The sequence below is a fragment of the Brevibacterium daeguense genome (assembly GCF_021729135.1).
GTDB lineage: Bacteria > Actinomycetota > Actinomycetes > Actinomycetales > Brevibacteriaceae > Brevibacterium > Brevibacterium daeguense.
The window spans coordinates 78,328-98,786 of sequence record NZ_JAJTWW010000007.1; the positions used below are offsets into that span (position 1 = coordinate 78,328).

Consider the following 20,459-nt stretch of genomic DNA (forward strand, 5'->3'; position numbering starts at 1 on the left):
GGGAAGCGAAGGCGCGGGAAGCCGCAGGGACGGGAGTCCACCGCGCGGAATCGACGCACCGTGGACTCATTCCGCGAACTCGACCGGCGCGAAGTACCGATTCCCCTTGTACTCGATCTCGCTGGCCGGAAAGGTGTCGCCCACGCGGACGAGGTCGGAGACCTTCACGCTGCTCCTGCTCTCGCTGCGACCGGTCACCTCTGCCAGCAGGCGCACGTCGCGCGCCCGGATCAGGCCCCGACGCCCGAGGCTGTCCTCGGCGATGGCATAGCCCGGACCGGTCCGCGTCACGGTCACCTCGAGCAGCTCGCCGACCGGCAGCTCCTCCGCATCGGACTGCTCGTCGCCGCTGGAGGTCTGCTCGATGTCCTGGGCGAGCAGGTCAGCCATGCGATCCACCTCGGAGAGCAGATTCGCCATCGACGCGGCGATCTGGGTGTGGAACTCGTCCGGCGACAGCGGTCCGCCCGGCTTGTAGAGGTCGTCATGCGTCAGCTCGCCCCAGGCATCCTGCAGCCGAGTTCGGACCTGGATCTCGATCCTGATCGGATGGGCGGCCTCCGGGTCCTCGACTCCGACCACGGCGTGGAAGGCCCGGTAGCCGCTCGGCTTGGGATGGAGGTGGTAGTTCTTCGTCGGCTCCGTCAGCGGGAAGCTCGACGACTCCGCCAGCTCGGATTCCAGCAGGACGGCGAAGGCTTCGAGGTCCCGGGACGACTTGCACAGCACCTTGATGCCGAGCAGGTCCGAGATCTGCTCGGCAATCTGCTGAGGGTCGGTCGGCAGATCGTCCCCGTCCGCCCTCTTGAGAACCTTCTCGAGGGTGCGGGTCGGTTCCTTGATGCGGAAACCGTCCACCACCACCCGAGACCGGTCGGTGAATTCCATCCTCGCCGCCAACTCCTCGAGGAACCCGATGACGCGGTGGCACGCGACCTCCCAGCGCTGGGCATCGACCTGGTACAGCCTGTCCACCGCTGTTCGCGCACGGGCTCGCGCAAGGCTGCGCGCGGCCATCTCCGAGTTCGCATTCACGACAACCAGGATAGAGCGCCGGGTGCGCGCGCCGGCGACCGCTCCCGGCACGGAGCGGCTAACGCTCATCACATCGCACCACCCTGACTGAACCGCGCAAGACTATCGCTTCAGATGACCGAATCCCGCACTGGCGCTTGCGAAGCGCTCAGCTCACATGCAGAATCTTCACAAGGCGCGCCCGCGTGGACCTTCGCCTTTCCCTCATCGCCTAGTCAGAGGAGACCGACCGTGGACGTGCAGCTGCTGCTGGCACTGGCGCTCGGCATCGCCGCCATCGTCTTCCTGGTGCTCAGAACGCGCCTGGACGCATTTCTCGCCCTCATCGTCGCCGCGCTCGTCACCGGACTCGTCGCGGGCCAGGACGTCATCGACATCCTGGCCTCGCTCACGGACGGTTTCGGCAGCACGATGGCCAGCATCGGCCTCGTCATCGGCCTCGGCGTCGCCGTCGGCAAGATCCTCGAGGTCTCCGGAGCCGCCGACGCTCTTGCTCGGGCCTTCCTTCGCGCCTTCGGCAAGGGAAAGGAGCCGTGGGCCATGGGCACCGTGGGAGCGCTGGTGTCGATTCCCGTGTTCTGCGATTCTGGCTTCGTCATCATGAACCCGTTGGCGCGGTCGATCGCCCGCGTCAAGAAAGGCGCCTACGTCACGCTGTGCCTCGCCCTCGGCTGCGGGATGACCCTGACCCATCACATGGTGCCGCCCACCCCGGGGCCGCTGGCCGTCACCGGCATCCTCGGCGCCGACCTCGGCGCGGTGATCCTCACCGGCCTGATCTTCACCGTGATCCTGCTGCCGGTCGTCGTCGCCTATGCCAAGTGGATGGGCCCCAAGCTCGAGCCGCACCTCAACGAGAAGGTCGCCGTCGACGTCTACGGCGAGAATCACGACGTCGCCAAGGCCGTTGCCGGCGGCGACGACGCACAGTCGAAGCTCGACACCATCGTGACCTACCGGCCCGAGGACTACTTCGGCGAGATCCCGGAGGGCCGGAAGCGGCCCGGGGTCAATGCCTTCATCGGGTCGCTGCCGCTGTTCATCCCGCTGCTGCTCATCGTCCTCAACACGGTCACCGCGGCGATCGACCAGGCAGGCACCGGCCAGCTCGACGCCGACGAGTATGAGCCGTCCGCCTGGGTCCAGCCCTTCATCTTCCTCGGTGACCCCGTCATCGCCCTCGTCATCGGCGTCGTGCTCGCCGTCTACGTGCTGCTGCCCCGCTGGACTCCCCGCACCCGCGTCCACTCGTGGCTGGCAGAGGCCGCGTCGTCGGCCGGTCTGATCCTGCTGATCACCGGCGCCGGTGGCGGCTTCGGCCAGGTGCTGCGCGACTCGGGAGTCGGCGACGCGCTCGCACAGGCGATCGCCGCCACCGCGCTGCCCGCCTTCCTCGTGCCGTTCTTCATCGCGTCCCTCGTCCGGATCGCTCAGGGCTCGGGCACCGTCGCGATGATCACGGCCGCATCCGTCACCGCTCCCCTGGTCGGCGCGCTGGGCCTGTCGCCCCTCATCGCGACCATGGCCTGCGTCTGCGGATCGATGGTGTTCAGCTACTTCAACGACTCCTACTTCTGGGTCGTCACCAAGTTCACCGGTCTCGACGGCGTCCACGCGCTCAAGGGCTGGTCTGGCATCACCACCGCCGTGTGGCTCGGCAGCCTGCCGCTGCTGTTCCTCGCCAACCTGGTGATCGGCTGAGCCATGTCCGACGTCCTCATCATCGCCGACGACCTTACCGGCGCCAACGGCTGCGCGGCCGGCTTCACCCGCGCCGGGCTGCGCTCGGTCACCGTGCGCTCGTCCGCCTCCGCCGAGGTGATCGAGGAGTGCAGCCGAACCTACGACACGCTCGTCGTCACCACCGACTCCCGGCACTTCGCACCTGCCGACGCCGCCCGCGCCGTCGCCGAGGTGCTGAAGGCCGGGTGGCCGGCGCGCCTCGTCTGCTCGCGGGCCGACTCGACGCTGCGCGGCAACTTCGGAGTGGAGGCCGAGGCGATCATCACCGGAGTGCGCGCCCGCGGCACCCGAGCGGTCGGGCTGTGCATGCCGGCCTACCCGGGCGCCGATCGGCAGACCGTCGACGGTCTGCAGCTGCTGGGCGGCACTCGGATGGAGCACACCGAGCTCGCCCACGAGGTCCGCTCCCCCGTCACCACCTCGTCCATTGCGGAAGTGCTCTCCGTGAATACCGGCCTCCAGAGCGTGCACCTCGGCCTCGGGCTGGTCACCGGACCGTTCGCGGCGCTGGTGGAGCGAATCCGGGAGCTGCTGACCGGGGATCCCGACGTCATCATCGCCGACGCCCTGACTGATGCTCACCTCGACCGGGTCGCCGCGGCGGCGGTCGAGGCGGCTGACGATGTGATGTGGGTCGGCATCGATCCCGGTCCCGGCTCGCTCGCGATCGCGCGGGCGATGGGCCTCAAGGGGCGGACCGGTGCCGCGCCGCTGCTCGCGGTCGCCGGCTCGGCCACCGAGCTCACCCAGCAGCAGCTCCAGCGCCTGATCGCCGACCGCAGCGTCGCTCTCGTCAGCCCGAGCTTCCGCAGCGGCTCGCCGATCCCCGACGTCGATGCGACCGCCGCGGAGGTGGCTGCCGCGCTGCGCCGTGCCGGCACCGGCGACATCGTCCTCCTGGCATCGGTCGTCCACCCCAGCGATGTGCTCTCCCTCGACTCCGAGGAAGCCGACGAGCTCCCGGCAGCCCTCGGACTGATCACGGCGGCCGTCCTCGACACCATGGAGGTCGGCGGCCTCTACACGACCGGCGGCGACATCACCGCCAACGTCCTCGACGCGATCGGCGGCGCGGGCATCGAGGTCGAGGAGGAGGTCGTCCCGCTGGCTGCGGCCGGATCCGTCGTGGGCGGCCGCTTCGCCGGTCTGCCGATCGTCACCAAGGGCGGCCTCGTCGGCGATCCGAGCACCGGCGTCGCCTGCCTCGACCACCTCGCCCGCCTGGCCGCCATCCGCTCCCGCCTGCTCGCCGCAACCTGACCCGCTCCAGGAAAGGACGTCCATGAACACCCCCACCCTCGCAGTCACCGTCGGCGACCCCGTCGGCATCGGCCCGGAGATCACCGCCGCAGTCCTCCGTGAGTTCTCCGGCGAGCCCGGCCAGCACGGCATCGCCGTCGCCGACCTCAGCGTCATGAAGAAGGCCGTCGAGGTACTCGGCCTCGACGCCGAGGTGCGCGCCGTGTCCTCGTGGGACACCCCCTCGGCAGGCGAAGGAGTCATCGACGTCTTCGACATCGGCGTGCTCGGCGACGACATCCCAAACTGGGGGACGATCGACGAGCGGGCCGGCCGAGCCGCAATCACCGCCATCGAGGTGGCAACGCGGGCGGCGATGGACCAGCAGATCGCGGGCATCGTCACCGGCCCCATCCACAAGGAGGCGATCTGGAAGACCGGCTCGCCGCACCTCGGGCACACGGAGATGCTCGGCGAGCTCACCGGTGTGACCAAGCAGGACACGATGTTCGTCGTCGAGAAGAGCCACCAGCCCGGGCACAAGCTGCAGATCTTCTTCGCCACCCGGCACATGTCCCTGCGGAAGGCGCTCGACGCCATCACGGTGGAGACGCAGGTCGACTCGATCAAGCGCGCCCATCGCGCCCTCGAGGTCTACGGAGTCTCGAGCCCGCGGCTGGCCACCGCCGCCATCAACCCGCACGGCGGCGAGAACGGCGCGTTCGGCGACGAGGAGATCAAGATCCTGCGCCCGGCAGTCGAGCAGGTCACCCGCGACGGGCTCGCAGTCGCCGGGCCGATCCCGGCTGATTCCGTGTTCCACCACGGGCTCCAGGGGCGCTACGACGGCATCCTGTCCCAGTACCACGACCAGGGCCACATCGCGGCGAAGACCTTCGACTTCGACGGCACCATCAGCGTCACCGTGGGACTGCCGATCCTGCGCACCTCCGTGGACCACGGCACCGCCTTCGACATCGCCGGCACCGGCAAGGCCGACCCGGGCACCATGCGCTCGGCGTACCGCGCAGCGATCGGGTACGCCCCCTACGTCGAGAGCATCCGCGCCGAGTACCTGCCCGGCTGAGCGGTCCGATGGCAGCCATCCGCAGATCGACGTCCGCCCGCCGCGAGGAGCTGCTTCGGCTGGTCCGGTCGGGGGTCACCCGCGTCGAGGACCTCGCCGACCGGCTCGTGGTCTCCGTGTCCACGGTCCGCCGCGACCTCGGAGTCCTCGAGGACTCCGGCAAGCTCGCCCGCACCTACGGCGGCGCGACCTCGCTGCCTCCGTTCAAGGAGCGGGACCTCGTCGAGCGGATGGCGACCAACACCTCGGCGAAGGCCGAGATCGGCCGGCTCGCGGCCTCCCTGATTCCGGAGGGTGCGACGATCTTCGTCGATGCCGGTTCGACAGCGGCCCACCTCGTCGACCGGATCCATGGCGCGACAGGTCTCACCGTCGTCACCCGCGGATTGGAGACCGCCCTCGCGCTGGCCGAGGAGCCCGGCATCGAGGTGCTGCTCGTCGGGGGTCGGCTGTGGCCGCGCAGCCACGGGACCGCCGGCGCGCTCGCGGCCGAGGCGATCGCCCGGTTCTCCTTCGACGTCGCTTTCCTCGGAGCGGATGCGATCGATCCGGCGGATGGGATCGGTGAGCCCACGGTCGAGGAGGCCTACATCAAGGAGTTGGTCGCCGCCCGCTCGGCGCGGGTGGTCGTGCTCGCGGACTCCTCGAAGCTCGAAGCCGCGCGGGTGCCTGCCTGGGCCCGCCTGCCCCACGGCTGGATGCTCATCAGCGACAGCCGGCGTCCGCAGGCGCTGGCCGAATTCCGGGCGGTCGGCATCATGGTCCTCACCCCGGAAAGCCCGGCGGCCGGCTGAGCTCCTACGATGAGGCCATGACCAGCCCGTACCGGCCGCCCGCCTACTTCGTCCGCACCGGTCCCACGTCCTATCGCGCCACCGCGGCGACGAGTGGCGCCTGGAACACCGAAGAGCAGCACATCGCCCCCGCCATCGGCCTCCTTGTCCACCTCATCGAGGCCGACTTCGCGCAGCGCCGCGGCGATGACCTGGTGATCACTCAGATCTCCTGTGACATCCTCGGCACGATCCCGGTGGCGGAGATGGACTACCAGGTGCGTGTCCTCCGTCCCGGCCGCACGATCGAACTCGTCGAGGCCTGCCTGGCCCATGGCGGGCGGACAGCCGTGCTGCTGCGCGCCTGGCTGCTCAAGCCCGGGGATACCGCAGGGCTCGCCGCCAGCCCGCTGCCGCGCATCCCGCCGCCCGAGCACCATCCGGAGTGGCCGCCTGCCGAGGTGTGGCCGGGCGGATTCATCGCCTCGCTGTCCTGCCGCCGCATCGAGCACGAGCCCGGGCGTGCGTCCTACTGGCTCACCACCGGCACTCCCCTCGTCGACGACGCGCAGGCGAGCGCACTGGCCCGCACCGTGGGCCTGCTCGACGCCGCCAACGGGATGACCGTCCGCGCCGACCCGACGCGGGTCGCGTTCCCCAATGTCGACCTCACCGCGCACCTGTTCCGGCGGCCGTTCCCGGGCTGGATCGGCTTCGACACGGCGGTGAGCTTCGGCGGCGAGGGCACCGGTCTCACCCACTCCACCCTCCACGACGAGGACGGCCCCTTCGGCACGCTGGCCCAGATCCTCACCGTCCGCCCCGCCCGCTGACCTCCCGCTTCCTCTGACCTTCCGGTCAGCACCGGATCGGGATCTCCGGCACTGCAGGGCGAGAGCCGCATTCGCGGGCGCAGCTCCGATCGGCACGGCTTCCAAGGGCCGGCCCGGCGGTCTAGGCTTTCAGCAGAGTCGTCGACGATTCTTCGGAGTCCTTCTGTGCTGGGAGCGAACATGCAGATCACCGTCCTGGGTGCAACGGGAGTGCTCGGCCACCAGCTGGTCGAGAACCTGGTCAATCGCGGTCATGCCGTGGTCGAGGCCCATCGGTCCGGCGGTGTCGACGCCTACCGCGACCACGGCCTGCAGGAAGCGGTCGCGGGCAGCGACTGGGTGGTCGACTGCCTGAATCTTCAGACCCTCTCCCCCGGCAGGGCCGTGGACTTCTTCACCACCACGGCCCACCACATCGCCGAGGCGGCCCGCACCTCGGGCGCACGGGTCGCGGTGGTGTCGATCGTGGGGGCCGCGAACCCGGCCCTCCATCGGTCGCTGGGCTACTACAAGGGCAAGGCGGCTCAGGAATCGGTCTATCACGACGAGGTTCCGCCGGAGCGCCTGCTGATGTTCCGCAGCACTCAGTGGTTCGAACTGGTTGAGACGCTGCTGAACCAGACCTCCCTCGGCCCGATCGCGGCAGTCCCCCACATGCGCGTCCAGCCGTTGGCGGTCGCGGACGCCGCAGGCTTCCTGGCGGACGCGATCGAGCAGAACCACTCCGGTGACCGGGCTGTGGCCGGTCCGGATGTCCGGGACATGGCCGAGCTCGCCGCCCAGGTCGCGGCGGTGCGGGCCAAACGCACGCTGGTCATCCCGATCACCCTGGGCAGGGTGCTGCGGCAGAATCTGCTGCTGCCCGACGACGGAGCTCTGATCGGCACCACCAGCTGGGCGGACTGGCTGGCCGAGTTCCGCGCCGCGCAGTCGCGCTGAGCGCTCAGTACCTCGCCGGGATGCTCCCCGACTGAGCAGCCCAGCCGTGGTCAGGACTGGGGGGAATGCGGCGGGCCGTCTGCGGACTCGAGCTGGGCGAGAATCTCCTCACGCAGCTTGTACTTCTGGATCTTGCCGCTCGGCGTCCGTGGGAACTCCTCGGTGATCTCGAGCAGCTCCGGCCAGTACTGCTTGGCCACGCCCTTGTCCGCCAGGAACTCACGCAGGCCGTCGATATCGAGCTCGGCACCGGGCCGCAGGGTCACCACCGCGCCGGCGATCTCCTGGAGCCGCGGGTGCGGCACCGCCACCAGCGCAGCCGCCTCGATGTCGGGGTGCTCATAGAGCACGTTCTCGACGTAGGCGACCGGGATGTTCTCACCGCCGCGGATGATGATGTCCTTCGAGCGGCCGGACAGCTTGATGTAGCCGTCCTCGTCGATGACCGCCAGATCACCCGTGTCGAACCAGTCCCCGTCGAACTCCTGCCGCGTCGCATCGAGCTCGCCGAGGTAGCCCTGGAACAGGAACGGGCCTCTGACCTGGACGCGCCCCTCGGTCCCGGGCGGGCATGGCTCCCCGGCGAAGTCGACTGTCCGGACCTCCATTCCGCCCAGCGGTCTGCCGTCGGTGCTGACGACTTTCTCCGGCGGATCGTCGGGACTCGTCATCGTGACCAGGCAGCACTCGGTCTGACCCCATCCGCCGAACACGCTGAGCCCTGGGAGCACGGCCTTCGCCTCGGCCATCATCGCCCGCGGGATCGGAGCGCCCATGCAGCAGAAGTGCCGGAGGCTGGAGAGATCGCGCTCTCCCAGACCGGGCGCCCGCAGCAGGTCGTGGAGGAAGGGGGTTGCACCGGATGTGTGATTGATCCGGTATCTCTCCACCCAATCGATGAACTGCGACGCGCTCCATACGTCCTGGAAGACTCCGGTGCCGCCGAGGATCAACGGCAGACATACGCCGTACATGTAGCCGGTCAGGTGCCCGAAGGTCGAGGCCATGTGAATCACGGAGGTGTGGTCCAGACCCAGTCCCCCGTCCCACGGGAACGCGCCGGCCAGCACAGTGTTGTGCGTGTGCATCACTCCCTTGGGCCTGCCCGTGGTGCCCGAGGTGAACAGCACGAGCGACAGCTCGTTGGGGTCCGGCCGAAGCTGGGCCCAGTCCGGGCCCGGCTGATCCCCCGCGGAGGCCAGGAGGTCATCCCACCTCAGGAAGCCGCGGCGTGCCCGGAACGGCTCGGCACCCACGGCATCGAGCACGACGGTGTGCCGCAGGGCGGGCAGCTGCTCACGCAGTCGGTCGACCATGTCCGGGTAGTCGAATCCGCGGAACGAGCTCGCTACGAACAGCACGGATACCTGGGCCTTCCGCGCCATGTAGCCGATCTCCCGGTCGCGGTAGATCGGAATCAGTGCGTTCGTGACGGCGCCGTTGCGCATGACCGCCAGGTGGATGACGACCCACTCGTACCAGTTGGGCAGCTGGATGCCCACGACGTCGGCCGGCCGCAGGCCCAGGCTGTGGAGCGCCAGCGCTGTCCTGTCGACGTCGGCGGCCAGCTGCCGGTAGGTCCGCACGCCGCGGGCGTCGACGACGGCGGTGGCGTCGGGTCGTGCGGCGACGGCTTGGTCGAGGTAGTCGAGGAGGAGCCTGTTCTTCCACCGACCGCTGTCGGTGTGGGTGCGGATGAGCTCATCGGTGAGAAGGGTGTCGAAATGGGTAGGCATAGTCAGCTCCTTTGCCGGTCAGTGCCTCGTGGTGTCGGGACGTGCGCGGTCCGCCGGCCCGGAGTTCCCTGGCAGCGGCGGCCGCGGCTGCCGAGGTGGTGCTCCTCAGGCCATGGTCAGTCCCCCGGAGACGGACAGCGTCTGCCCGGTGATGTAGGACGAGTCCGGTCGGGCGAAGAACGCGACGGCGTTGGCGAGGTCGTCCGGCCGCGCGAGCCGGCGCATCGGGATCGCCCTCTCCAGGGCAGCCCGCAGCTTCGGGTTGTCCTCGGAGATGGAGGCGAACAGCGGGGTGTCGGCCGGTCCCGGGCAGACGCAGTTGGCGGTGATTCCGGAGCGTGCCACCTCGCGCGCCAAGGTCTTCGTGAACGAGATGATCCCGCCCTTGGCGGCCGAGTACACCGCCTCGCCCGAGGAGCCCACGCGTCCGGCGTCGGATCCGATCGAGATGATGGAACCGGCACCGGCCTCGAGCATGTGGCGCAGTGCCGACTGGGTGCAGTGCAGTGTGCCGAACAGATTGATCTGCACGATCCGGTCCCAGGTGTCGGGGGTCGAGTCCATGAACGGCTCGACCTTGTCCCACCCTGCGTTGTTGACGAGGGTGTCGATGCGACCGAACTTCTCCATCACAGCGGCGGTCATCTCATCGACCTGGGAGCGGTCGGTGACGTCGACGGCGAGGCCCACGGCTCTGTCGCCGAGTTCACGGGCGGCGGCCTCGGCGGCCGTGGCGTTGAGGTCGGCGACGACGACAGTGGCTCCGTCGGCGGTCAGGCGCTCGGCGATGCCCTTGCCGATGCCGGAGGCCGCGCCCGTGACGATGATGATGCGGTCGGTGAGTGCTGACATGGTGGCTCCTGTGTGGTCGTGGGTTGTGGATCAGGGGGCGTAGGCACGGCCGGCTGACTGCCGGGAGATGATGAGCTTCATGATCTGGGCGGTGCCGTCGCCGATCTGGAGGCCGAGGACGTCCCGCAGCCGCATCTCGATGTCGAACTTCCTCGTCCACCCGAACTGACCGTGCAGCAGCAGGCACTGGTGGATGGCGTGGTAGGCCTCCAAGGGCGCCCACCACTTGCACATCGCCGCCTGTGAGGTGTGCGGCAGACCCTCGTCCCCCAGCCACAGCGTGTTCAGGCACAGCAGGCGGGCGGCAGCCAGCTTCGTCTCCGCCTCCGCCAGCGGGAACGCGACGCCCTGGAACTTCGACAGCGGCTGGTCGAAGGCCTCGCGGCTCTTCACATAGTCCCAGGTCTCAGCGACGGACTGTTCGGCGGACCCAACGCACTGCAGCCCGATGAGCGCGCGGGAGAAGTCGAATCCCTGCATCACCTGGGTGAAGGCCTCCCCGACCTCGCCGAGAACATTCCCCTGGGGTACCCGAACCTCGTCGAACTCGACGAAGCCCCGCCCGATCGCCGCCGAGCCCATGTCCTCGGCCCGGGTCCGGGTGGCGCCCGGCGCATTGAGGTCGACGACGAAGGCGGTGATGCCCCTGCCGCGGCGCCCGTCCGGATCGGTGCGGGCGAAGATGATCGTCGCCTGCGACGTCAGGCACAGCGACATCGACTTGGTTCCGCTCAGGATCCAGTCGTCGCCGTCGCGGCGGGCCGTCATCGCAGGGTTGCCGGCGTCCGAGCCCGCCCCGGGCTCGGACAGCCCGATGGCCACCGTGCCCTCGCCCGAGGTGATGAGACGGCAGTACTTCTCCCGCGCCTCGGGCTGGGCATTGCGGTCGATGACCTGACCGACGAGTGAGCCGACGACCTGCAGGTAGCCGACGTTGAGGTCGCCCATGCTGACCTGCTCGGTGATGAGTCCCGTCGTGACCTTCGCGCGTCCCTGGCCGCCCACCTCCTGAGGCAGCTCCGGGGCGATGAGTCCCTGGGCGCCGAGCTCCTGTCGCAGCTCGGTCTCGATCTGTCCCGTGGACTCCCGCTCCCTGGCACCTTCGAGCAGCCGAGGGCGGTAGGAGCCGGCGAGGTCGACGAGGGCCTGATCCGCGGGTGAGATTGTGAAGTCCATCAGTGGCGTCCTCAGTGCTGGATGACGTGCTTGGCGAATTCGGGAGCCCGCTTCTCCGCGAAGGCCGCGGCACCCTCCTTGCCCTCGGGCAGCTCGGTGTACAGATCGAGCGCGGACATCGCGAGGTGGGTGAAGCCGGCCTGGTGGTCCGTGTCGGCATTGAACGACTGCTTGAGGAACTTCAGCGCCGTCGGGCTCTTCTCGGCCAGCTCGCGCGCCCGCTCCTTGGCGGTGTCCAGCAGCTGGTCGGCTGGCACGACTTCATTGACTAGCCCCCAGGACTCTGCCTTGTGCGCGTCCAGCTGCTTGCAGAAGTACCAGATCTCACGAGCGCGCTTCTCACCCACGACGCGGGCGAGGAACGCAGTTCCGTAGCCGGCGTCGAAGGACCCGACTCTGGGCCCGGCCTGACCGAACGTGGCGTGTTCGGCGGCAATCGAGAAGTCGCACAGCACGTGGAGGACATGCCCGCCGCCGACCGCGACGCCGTTGACCGCGGCGATCACCGGCTTGGGAATGTCGCGGATGACCTTGTGGAGGGCGGCGACCCGGAACATGCCGTACTCACTCGGCCCGTAGTCGCCGGTCTCGGCCCGCTGCTTGACGTCTCCTCCGGAGGAGAACGCCTTGTCTCCGGCGCCGGTGAGGATCACGGTCTGCACCCGGCGATCGCCCCACGCCCGCGTGAACGCCTCGATGAGCTCGTCCACCGTCTGCGCGCGGAACGCGTTGTAGCGCTCCGGACGATTGATGGTGATGAGAGCGTAGGTCTCCTCCACTGTGTAGAGGATGTCTTCGAAGTCCGACATGATCTGGTCCTTTCTCTGACGCTGTTGAACACGGGGCTGGTAGGAGGGCCGACAGGGGTGCGGGCTGTCAGGCGAACAGATGAGCGTGGGTGCGCCGCGCCTCTGCGGAGAGCGCTGCGCCGATGATGGTCCTGGTCTGCAGAGCGATGTAGTCATCCAGGCCCAAGTCGCGGGACTGGAAGTACCAGTGCTTGAGAGCCCAGCTGTGAGCCAGGATCAGCAGGTCGTACGCGAACAGCTCGGCATCCGCGGGCACCAGCAGCTCGGCGCGGACTGCGTCGTCCACGGCCTGCCGGAGGGGCTGCAAGGTCTCGATCTCGCGACGCTTGATCTCGTCGAGGCCTGCCTGGGAGAGCGCCCGTGATTCGCGATAGGTGAGCACCACCGCGCGGCGCTGGTCGTCCACGGCTTCGCAGAAGGCGCGGAAGGCGGCGATCGTCCTCTCGACCGGGTCCTCGATCCCTCCGATGGCCTGCGGCACCCGGACTGTGAAGTCGTTGAGCACCTGGCTGATCGCAGCCAGCAGGATCTCCTCCTTGTTGGAGAAGTACTTGTAGAGCAGCCCGACGCTGACCCCGGCCTCCGCGGCGATCGACTGCATGGATACCGAAGTGGAGCCGCGAGTCTGCATGAGCGCGGCTGCAGCATTCACGATCTGATGATGCCGCGCGCTGGTGCGTGCAGCTGAGACCACCGCCGCGACGTCCTTACCCTCTGAAGCCACCGTTCCCGGAACCATCCTTGACCATCCTCGTCGCACCCCGATGAATGTGTATTCATTCACAGTGAACACGCATTCACCCTCGGGAGTCAAGGGCTGCGCGCGGAAAAAAGTCGGGAGGGCCGGTATCACGTCGGGACGCAATTCGGGACTCCAGCCGTCGCATTGCGACTCCTGCTGTCATATGACGATTCAATATGACGGCGTCTGACACAGGATGACGTTTCCGGTCGGCCTCGGGCGTCTCTTCCGGTGGAATTGCCGACATGAGTGTTCAGACCGACGTGCGCGCCGCCGACCCTGCCATCGCCGACGCCATCCGCGCCTCCGAGGTGAGATTCACCGGGTTCGGCAAGACCTTCGGCACCGGTGAGGCCGCACACACCGTCCTGGCAGACGTGGACTTCGCCGCCGCACCGGGAGAGATCATCTCCATCCTCGGCGCCTCGGGATGCGGCAAGTCGACTCTGCTGCGGGCGGCCGGCGGTCTGGGACCGGCGACAGCCGGCACCGTGACGATCGACGGCACCCCCGTCACCGGGATCGACGGGCGGGCGGCTGTCGCATTCCAGGAGCCTCGACTGCTGCCCTGGCGCACCGTGCGCCGCAACATCGAGCTCGGCCTGCCGCGGGGCACGCCGAAAGCCGCTGCCCGGGACGCCGTTGACGAGCTCCTCGAGCTCACCGGAATGAGCACCAAGGGAGAGCTGCGGCCCAAGCAGATCTCCGGCGGCATGGCCCAGCGTGTGTCCCTGGCACGGGCACTCGCCCGCAACCCCGGCGTGCTCCTGCTCGACGAGCCGTTCGGCGCGCTCGACGCCCTGACACGGATCAAGATGCAGGATCTGCTGCTGGACATCCACCGGCAGCGGCCCGCCACCGTCCTGCTCGTGACCCACGACGTCGACGAGGCACTGCAGCTGTCGGACCGGATCGTCGTCCTCGGACGGCGACCATCCGAGGACGACGGACCGTCGACGATCACCAGCATCGTGCCGGTGCCCGGCCAGCGTCCGCGTGACCGCGCGGACAGCGGCCTGGGCCACCTGCGCGCAGAGCTGCTGGCCCACCTCGGCGTCGACACCCATGCTGCCGCCGGCGCCCGCTCCGCCTCGGACTGAGCCGCAGGCTCTGCCCGCCCGCCGGGTGCCACCGCGTTCACCCACTCCCTGCCCCACACATCCGTCCTTCCTCTGCTCGCACGCGCCCTGAACCGCGCCGCCGGACAGAGCCCCCGTCTTCGAAAGGCCGCCATGATCTCCCTGCGCCGCATTGCCCCAGCCGTGGGCCTCACCGCCGTCACCGCTCTCGCCCTCACCGGCTGCCTCGCAGGCGAGGATGCTGCGGAAGCCCGGACCGGCGGCACGCTCGCGATCGACTACGCAACGTATAACCCGCTGTCACTGGTCATCAAGGAGAAGGGCTGGCTCGAAGCCGCGGTCGGTCCGGACGTCGATGTCGAGTGGGTGTTCTCCGCCGGCTCCAACAAGGCCAATGAATCGCTGCGCGCCGACGCCGTCGACATCGGCTCGACCGCGGGATCCGCGGCGCTGCTGGCCCGGTCCAACGGCTCCCCGATCAAGGTCATCGACCTCTACTCCCAGCCCGAGTGGTCCGCACTCGTCACCACCGCCGACTCCGACATCGAATCCGTGGCCGACCTCAAGGGCCGGACCGTCGCCGCGACCAAGGGCACCGACCCCTACTTCTTCCTCGTGCAGGCGCTGGCCTCTGAGGGACTCTCGGTCGACGACGTCACCGTGCAGAACATCCAGCACGCCGACGGACGCACCGCCCTGGAGAACGGCCAGGTCGACGCCTGGTCCGGCCTCGACCCGATCATGGCCGCCAGCGAAGGCGCCGGCAACGAGCTGTTCTACCGCAACATCGACTTCAACACCTACGGCTTCCTCAACGCCACCGAATCCTTCATCAGCGAATCGCCAGAACTCGCGCAGACCGCCGTCGACGTCTACGCCCACGCCCGCGACTGGGCGCTGCAGAACCCGGAGGAGACCACCCGCATCCTCGCCGCAGAGGCCGGCATCGACGAGGAGGTGGCCGCCGCTGTCATCGAGCGCACCCACCTCGACATCGATCCTGTCCCCGGCCCGGAGCAGATCGAGGTGCTCGAGCGCATCGCGCCGACGCTCGTGGAGACCGGCGACGTCTCCGACCGGTCGCAGGTCGACGAGGCCATCGACACGATCGTCCACGACGAGTTCGCGGCCGGCGCCGACCCCTCGCGCGCGGCGCAGGCGATCGAGCAGGCGGAGGGCTGATGGCGGCCGACATCGCGCCCCGGTCCGAAGCAGCACAGACCCCCGCCGAGGCGCCCGCCCGCTCCACCGGCAGCCGCCTGTCGCGGATCCCCGGGTGGGGACGCCTCGGGCTCGGGCTCATCCTCCCGGCGCTGATCCTGGCGCTCTGGCAGACGCTGTCGTCGACCGGCGTCTTCACCTTCGTCCAGCTGCCGCCCCCGCTGGCCGTCGTCGACGCCGCCATCGAGCTGATCCAGCGCAATGACCTGTGGATCCACGTCGCCATCTCCGTCCAGCGCGTGCTGCTCGGCTTCGTGCTGGGCGCGGTCCTCGGCCTGCTGCTGGGCTCTCTCGTGGGCCTGTCGAAGCTCGCCGACCTGCTCGTGGCACCGACCATCGGCGCCTTCCGCGCCGTGCCGTCGCTGGCCTGGGTTCCGCTGCTGCTGCTGTGGATCGGGCTGGGCGAGGACTCCAAGGTCACGCTCATCGCGATCGGCGCCTTCTTCCCCGTCTACACCACGCTGGCCGCGTCCCTGCGCCACGTCGACACCAACCTCGTGGAGGCGGCCCGCAGCTTCGGGTACTCGGGACTCCGGCTGCTGCTGACGGTGCAGCTGCCCGCGGTGGTGCCCTCGATCTTCTCGGGGCTGCGACTGGCACTGGCACAGGCGTGGCTGTTCCTCGTCGCCGCCGAGCTGCTCGGCGCCTCGATGGGACTGGGCTTCCTGCTCACCGACTCGCAGAACAACGGCCGCACCGACCGGCTCCTCCTGGCGATCGTGCTGCTGGCGATCTTCGGCAAGATCACCGACGCCCTGCTGGGCTATCTCGAACGAAAGGCGGTTGCCCGATGGGCAGCGTGAACGACACCCACCCCGTGACCGACGCTCGGCTCAGGACTCAGCCCGTGACCGACACTCGGCTCGCGCCGGTCCGCCGCGCGGACCGCAACCCGGCGCTCGAATCCGACGCCGCGCGGGTGGCGTTCTGGGAGTCGCAGGCCGAACGCCTGGACTGGGAGCGGAGGTGGGACACCGCGCACACCTTCGACCGGCCGCGCAGCATCGGCACCCCTGACGACCCGCAGTTCACGATCCCGAGGATCGAGTGGTTCGCCGGCGGCAGGCTCAACGCCGCCGCCAACTGCCTGGACCGCCACGTGAGCGCCGGCCGCGGCGACAAGGTCGCCCTGCACTTCGAGGGCGAGCCCGGCGACCGGCGCGACTACACCTACGCCGAGCTGCTCGCCGAGGTGTCGCGCGCAGCCCACGCGCTCGAGAGCCTGGGAGTGGGGCCGGGTGACCGGGTGGTCGTCTACCTGCCCGTCATCCCGGAGACGATCATCATCACCCTCGCCTGCGCCCGGATCGGCGCGGTGCACTCGCTGGTGTTCGGCGGGTTCTCCGCCGAGGCGCTGAAGTTCCGCGTCGAGGACACCGGCGCCAAGGTGCTGGTCACCAGCGACGGCCAGTTCCGCCGCGGGAAGGCCGTGGCCGTGAAGGCCAACGCCGACACCGCGTGCTCGGGCGACAACGCCATCGAGCACGTGCTGGTCGTGGCCCGCACCTCGGATGGCGCTGGCTCGGCGAACAGCCCAGCCGCCGACTCGGACTCTGCCGAGGACGCCCCCGACATCCCGTGGACCCCGGGCCGGGACATCTGGTGGCACGAGGCGCTCGCCGCCCAGCCCGCCACCCACACCCCGCAGGCCTTCGACGCAGAGCACCCGCTGTTCATCATCTACACCTCCGGCACCACCGGACAGCCCAAAGGCCTCGTCCACACGACTGGCGGCTACCTCGTGCAGACCGCGTACACGCACGCGCTGCTGTTCGACCTCGTCGACGACGAGCTCGCGAACGTCAACGACCCGGAGCGCGTCGAGTCCTGCGTCCACTGGTGCACCGCCGACCTGGCCTGGGTGACCGCCCATACCTACGAGATCTACGGCCCGCTGCTCAACGGCATCACCCAGGTGATCTACGAGGGCACCCCGGCTCACCCGCATCCGGGTCGGCACTTCGAGATCATCGAGCGGTACGGGGTCACGAACTACTACACGGCACCGACACTCATCCGCTCGCACATCGGCAACTTCCCCGACGGCCTGCCCGACACCTGGGACGTGTCCTCGCTGCGCCTGCTGGGCACGGTGGGCGAGTCGATCAACCCCGAGGCGTGGCGTTGGTTCCGCCGCGAGGTCGGCAAGGACGTGCTGCCGATCGTCGACACCTGGTGGCAGTCGGAGACCGGCTCCACCATCATGTCCCCCCGCCCCCACGATGCCGCCTTCGACCCCGCCTCGGCCGAGGCGCCCAAGCCGGGCTGCGCGACCCGCGCCGTTCCCGGGCTGTCCGCCCGGGTCGTCGACGAGGACGGGAACGACTCCCCCACCGACGAGCAGGGCTACGTGGTCGTCGACGGGATCGGGCCGTCCATGGCCCGCACCGTGTGGGGCAACCCGCAGCGCTACCTCGACTCGTACTGGAAGGCCTTCGGCGAGCGCGGCTGGTTCTTCTCCGGGGACGGCGGCAAGCGCGACGCCGACGGCGACATCACGCTGCTCGGCCGGGTCGACGATGTCATCAACGTCTCCGGCCACCGGCTGTCGACGATCGAGATGGAGTCAGCCCTCATCACCCACCCCGACGTCATCGAGGCCGGCGCCGCACCGATCGCGGACCCGCTGACCGGGCAGGCCGCCGTCGCGTTCGTCGTGCTCACCGAGCACGGCCGCGGCAAACCGGCCGCGGTGATCGAGGCCGAGCTGCGCGCCCACGTGGCCCACGAGATCGGACCGATCGCCAGGCCCAAGCGGATCGTCGCGGTGCCGGCGGTGCCCAAGACCCGCTCGGGCAAGATCATGCGCAGGCTGCTCACCCAGCTCAGCGAGGGGACGCCGCTCGGCGACACCACCTCGCTGCAGAACGAGTCGGCCGTCGCGCAGATCGCCCGCATCGTGGGACACCCGGCCGCCACCGCCGAGGCGCACTAGCCTTGAATCCGATAACGCCTGAGCCCGACTCGCCGCGTCCGGAGCACGGACGCAGCGGCGTGACCGCCCGTCGGCGAGCTGATCGCAGGCCCACCACGACCACAATGCGGCAGGCGACTGCCGCAGACGTTCCACCCCAGAGGAGAGGACAGCTCACGTATGTCTGACCATCAGTTCGGGTTCCGCACCCTCGCGCTGCACGCCGGCGGCACCCCCGACGCCATCCACGGCGCCCGGTCCGTGCCGATCTACCAGTCGACGTCCTTCGTGTTCAAGGACGCCGACGACGCCGCGAATCTGTTCGCCCTGCAGAAGTACGGCAACATCTACTCCCGGATCGGCAACCCCACCGTCGCCGCGTTCGAGGAGCGGATCGCCGCCCTCGAAGGCGGGATCGGCGCTGTCGCGACGTCATCCGGCATGGCCGCCGAGTTCATCGTCTTCGCCGCCCTGGCACAGGCAGGCGACCACATCGTCGCCTCGTCCCAGCTCTACGGCGGCACCATCACCCAGCTCGATGTGACGCTGCGCCGGTTCGGCGTCGAGACCACCTTCGTGGAGGGCACGGACCCGGCGGACTACCGGGCGGCTCTCCGCCCGGAGACCAAGGCGGTCTACTGCGAGGTCGTCGCGAACCCCTCCGGCGAGATCGCCGATCTCGAAGGGCTCGCCGAGGTCGCACACTCCGCGGGCATCCCGCTGGTCGTGGACGCCACCCTGACCACGCCGTACCTCAACCGGCCCTTCGACCACGGGGTCGACATCATCATCCACTCGGCGACGAAGTTCCTGGGCGGTCACGGCACCACCCTGGGCGGTGTCGTGGTGGAGTCGGGCCGCTTCGACTGGGGCAACGGCAACTTCCCCGTGATGACCGAGCCCGTGCCCTCGTACAACGGGCTGTCCTGGTGGGACAACTTCGGTGAGTACGGCTTCCTCACGCGCCTGCGCTCCGAGCAGCTGCGGGATATCGGGCCGACGCTGTCCGCACAGGCCGCATGGCAGCTCATCCAGGGCGTGGAGACGCTGGCCCAGCGGATGGACGGCCACCTGGCCAACGCCTCGGCCGTGGCGGAGTGGCTCGACACGGATCCACGGGTCGCCTACGTCAACTACGCAGGACTCCCCGGCCACCCGCATTTCGAGCGCGGCAGGAAGTACCTGCCCAAGGGCGTGGGCTCGGTGTTCGCCTTCGGCGTCAAGGGCACTGAGGAGCTCACCTCCCGCGAGGTGGGAGCCCGGTTCATCGAGAGCACACAGCTGGCCAGCCACCTGGCCAACGTCGGTGATGCCCGCACCCTGGTGCTGCATCCGGCTTCGACCACGCACCAGCAGCTCTCCGCCGAGCAGCTCGCAGCCGGCGGAGTCCACGAGGACCTCATCCGCCTGTCGGTGGGCCTGGAGGACACCGCAGACATCCTGTGGGACTTCGACCAGGCGCTGACGGCCGCGACCGGACTCACCCGCGAGGGCGAATCCGCGCAGGCGGGCACCGGAGCAGGTGCCGCGGCCGGACAGGCAGCGGCGACGAGTGAAGCCGAGAAGGTTTCGGAAGGAGCCACATCATGAGCCAGGAGCGCACCTGGGTGGGACCGAGCGCGACCGAGCGCCTGCAGATCCTGCGGGAGGCGCAGTCGATCGCGATCGTGGGGGCCTCGAACAAGCCGTCGCGGGCGTCGAACTTCGTCGCGACGTACCTGCTGTCGTCCTCGCCCTACCGGATCTACTTCATCAATCCCGTCGTCGACGAGATCCTCGGCCGGCCGGTGTACAAGTCCCTGGCCGACCTCCCCGAGGTGCCCGACATCGTCGACGCGTTCCGCAAGGACGAGGACCTGCCCGGTGTCGCCCGCGAGGCCGTCGAGATCGGCGCCAAGGTGCTGTGGCTGCAGCTGGGCTCGTGGAACGAGGAAGCGGCGGCGATCGCGGAGGCCGGGGGCCTCAAGGTCGTCATGGACCGGTGCGTGAAGATCGAGCACGCGCGCTTCCACGGCGGACTGCACCTGGCCGGCTTCAACACCGGAGTCATCTCCTCGAAGCGGCAGGTCGTGTCGTAGGGGCTTCCGCCCACCCGCAGGATCCGACGCTTCCGTCGGGAATCTCCAACGCTGAAGCCCCGGAATCGCGCGATTCCGGGGCTTCAGCGCTGCTTCCGGCGACTCGGACCGCGCCGGATGACAGCGCCTCAGGGGCTGGGCCACGGGGTCCGCCGACGACTCCCGGGCGGGCGCGGCCTCATCGGCAGCGGCTGGGCCACGGG

General features: G+C 69.4%; 18 protein-coding genes. 12 read left to right on the plus strand and 6 right to left on the minus strand.

Going from position 1 to position 20,459, the window contains the following annotated elements; genetic code table 11:
- Positions 1–66 precede the first annotated feature (66 nt).
- Complete coding sequence (locus tag LXN01_RS07380; protein WP_236863974.1) at positions 67–1,035, minus strand: GTP pyrophosphokinase; 969 nt, start codon at positions 1,033–1,035, stop codon at positions 67–69.
- A 231-nt stretch (positions 1,036–1,266) separates the two neighbouring features.
- Between LXN01_RS07380 and LXN01_RS07385 the strand changes: the two genes are divergently transcribed.
- From LXN01_RS07385 to LXN01_RS07410, 6 genes are all read left to right on the plus strand, one after another.
- On the plus strand, positions 1,267–2,736 hold the full coding sequence (locus LXN01_RS07385; RefSeq protein WP_236863975.1) for a GntP family permease: 1,470 nt from the start codon (positions 1,267–1,269) through the stop codon (positions 2,734–2,736).
- Positions 2,737–2,739: 3 nt separating this feature from the next.
- Entirely contained in the window at positions 2,740–4,038 is a 1,299-nt protein-coding gene (locus LXN01_RS07390) for a four-carbon acid sugar kinase family protein (RefSeq protein WP_236863976.1), read from the plus strand.
- Between the two features lie 22 nt (positions 4,039–4,060).
- Positions 4,061–5,104, plus strand: coding sequence for a 4-hydroxythreonine-4-phosphate dehydrogenase PdxA (pdxA, locus tag LXN01_RS07395; RefSeq protein ID WP_236863977.1), 1,044 nt, complete (start codon positions 4,061–4,063; stop codon positions 5,102–5,104).
- Positions 5,105–5,112: 8 nt separating this feature from the next.
- Positions 5,113–5,898: a DeoR/GlpR family DNA-binding transcription regulator gene (locus LXN01_RS07400; RefSeq protein ID WP_236863978.1), complete on the plus strand. Its 786-nt coding sequence runs from the start codon at positions 5,113–5,115 to the stop codon at positions 5,896–5,898.
- Between the two features lie 17 nt (positions 5,899–5,915).
- Positions 5,916–6,710: a thioesterase family protein gene (locus LXN01_RS07405; protein WP_236863979.1), complete on the plus strand. Its 795-nt coding sequence runs from the start codon at positions 5,916–5,918 to the stop codon at positions 6,708–6,710.
- Positions 6,711–6,890: 180 nt separating this feature from the next.
- The gene (locus LXN01_RS07410; protein WP_236863980.1) at positions 6,891–7,649 is read left to right on the plus strand and encodes an SDR family oxidoreductase; all 759 of its coding nucleotides are present in this window, start codon (positions 6,891–6,893) and stop codon (positions 7,647–7,649) included.
- A gap of 50 nt (positions 7,650–7,699) precedes the next feature.
- On the opposite strand, the gene LXN01_RS07415 is transcribed toward LXN01_RS07410, so the two are convergent.
- The 5 genes from LXN01_RS07415 to LXN01_RS07435 all read right to left on the minus strand — a co-directional run bounded on the left by LXN01_RS07415 (position 7,700) and on the right by LXN01_RS07435 (position 12,874).
- Positions 7,700–9,385 (minus strand): AMP-binding protein, encoded by a 1,686-nt coding sequence (locus LXN01_RS07415; protein WP_236863981.1) that lies wholly within the window; start codon positions 9,383–9,385, stop codon positions 7,700–7,702.
- A 105-nt stretch (positions 9,386–9,490) separates the two neighbouring features.
- Complete coding sequence (locus LXN01_RS07420) at positions 9,491–10,237, minus strand: SDR family NAD(P)-dependent oxidoreductase (protein ID WP_236863982.1); 747 nt, start codon at positions 10,235–10,237, stop codon at positions 9,491–9,493.
- A 30-nt stretch (positions 10,238–10,267) separates the two neighbouring features.
- The gene (locus LXN01_RS07425; protein ID WP_236863983.1) at positions 10,268–11,413 is read right to left on the minus strand and encodes an acyl-CoA dehydrogenase family protein; all 1,146 of its coding nucleotides are present in this window, start codon (positions 11,411–11,413) and stop codon (positions 10,268–10,270) included.
- Positions 11,414–11,424: 11 nt separating this feature from the next.
- Complete coding sequence (locus tag LXN01_RS07430) at positions 11,425–12,222, minus strand: enoyl-CoA hydratase-related protein (protein WP_236863984.1); 798 nt, start codon at positions 12,220–12,222, stop codon at positions 11,425–11,427.
- 67 nt (positions 12,223–12,289) lie between these two features.
- Positions 12,290–12,874 carry a TetR/AcrR family transcriptional regulator gene (locus LXN01_RS07435; protein WP_236863985.1) on the minus strand — a complete coding sequence of 195 codons (585 nt, stop codon included), beginning with the start codon at positions 12,872–12,874 and terminating at the stop codon, positions 12,290–12,292.
- Between the two features lie 335 nt (positions 12,875–13,209).
- On the opposite strand from LXN01_RS07435, the gene LXN01_RS07440 reads away from it, so the two are divergent.
- The 6 genes from LXN01_RS07440 to LXN01_RS07465 all read left to right on the plus strand — a co-directional run bounded on the left by LXN01_RS07440 (position 13,210) and on the right by LXN01_RS07465 (position 20,256).
- Positions 13,210–14,064 carry an ABC transporter ATP-binding protein gene (locus LXN01_RS07440; RefSeq protein WP_236863986.1) on the plus strand — a complete coding sequence of 285 codons (855 nt, stop codon included), beginning with the start codon at positions 13,210–13,212 and terminating at the stop codon, positions 14,062–14,064.
- Between the two features lie 132 nt (positions 14,065–14,196).
- The gene (locus LXN01_RS07445; RefSeq protein ID WP_236863987.1) at positions 14,197–15,225 is read left to right on the plus strand and encodes an aliphatic sulfonate ABC transporter substrate-binding protein; all 1,029 of its coding nucleotides are present in this window, start codon (positions 14,197–14,199) and stop codon (positions 15,223–15,225) included.
- Positions 15,225–16,067, plus strand: a complete 843-nt coding sequence (locus LXN01_RS07450; protein ID WP_236863988.1) for an ABC transporter permease — start codon at positions 15,225–15,227, stop codon at positions 16,065–16,067. Before LXN01_RS07445 ends, LXN01_RS07450 begins: the two co-directional genes overlap by 1 nt.
- Positions 16,055–18,199, plus strand: coding sequence for an acetate--CoA ligase (gene acs / locus LXN01_RS07455; RefSeq protein WP_425547660.1), 2,145 nt, complete (start codon positions 16,055–16,057; stop codon positions 18,197–18,199). The genes LXN01_RS07450 and acs overlap by 13 nt, the downstream gene beginning before the upstream one ends.
- Positions 18,200–18,358: 159 nt before the next feature.
- Positions 18,359–19,768 (plus strand): O-acetylhomoserine aminocarboxypropyltransferase/cysteine synthase family protein, encoded by a 1,410-nt coding sequence (locus LXN01_RS07460; protein ID WP_236863990.1) that lies wholly within the window; start codon positions 18,359–18,361, stop codon positions 19,766–19,768.
- Positions 19,765–20,256, plus strand: a complete 492-nt coding sequence (locus tag LXN01_RS07465) for a CoA-binding protein (RefSeq protein ID WP_236863991.1) — start codon at positions 19,765–19,767, stop codon at positions 20,254–20,256. Before LXN01_RS07460 ends, LXN01_RS07465 begins: the two co-directional genes overlap by 4 nt.
- Positions 20,257–20,459: the final 203 nt, after the last annotated feature.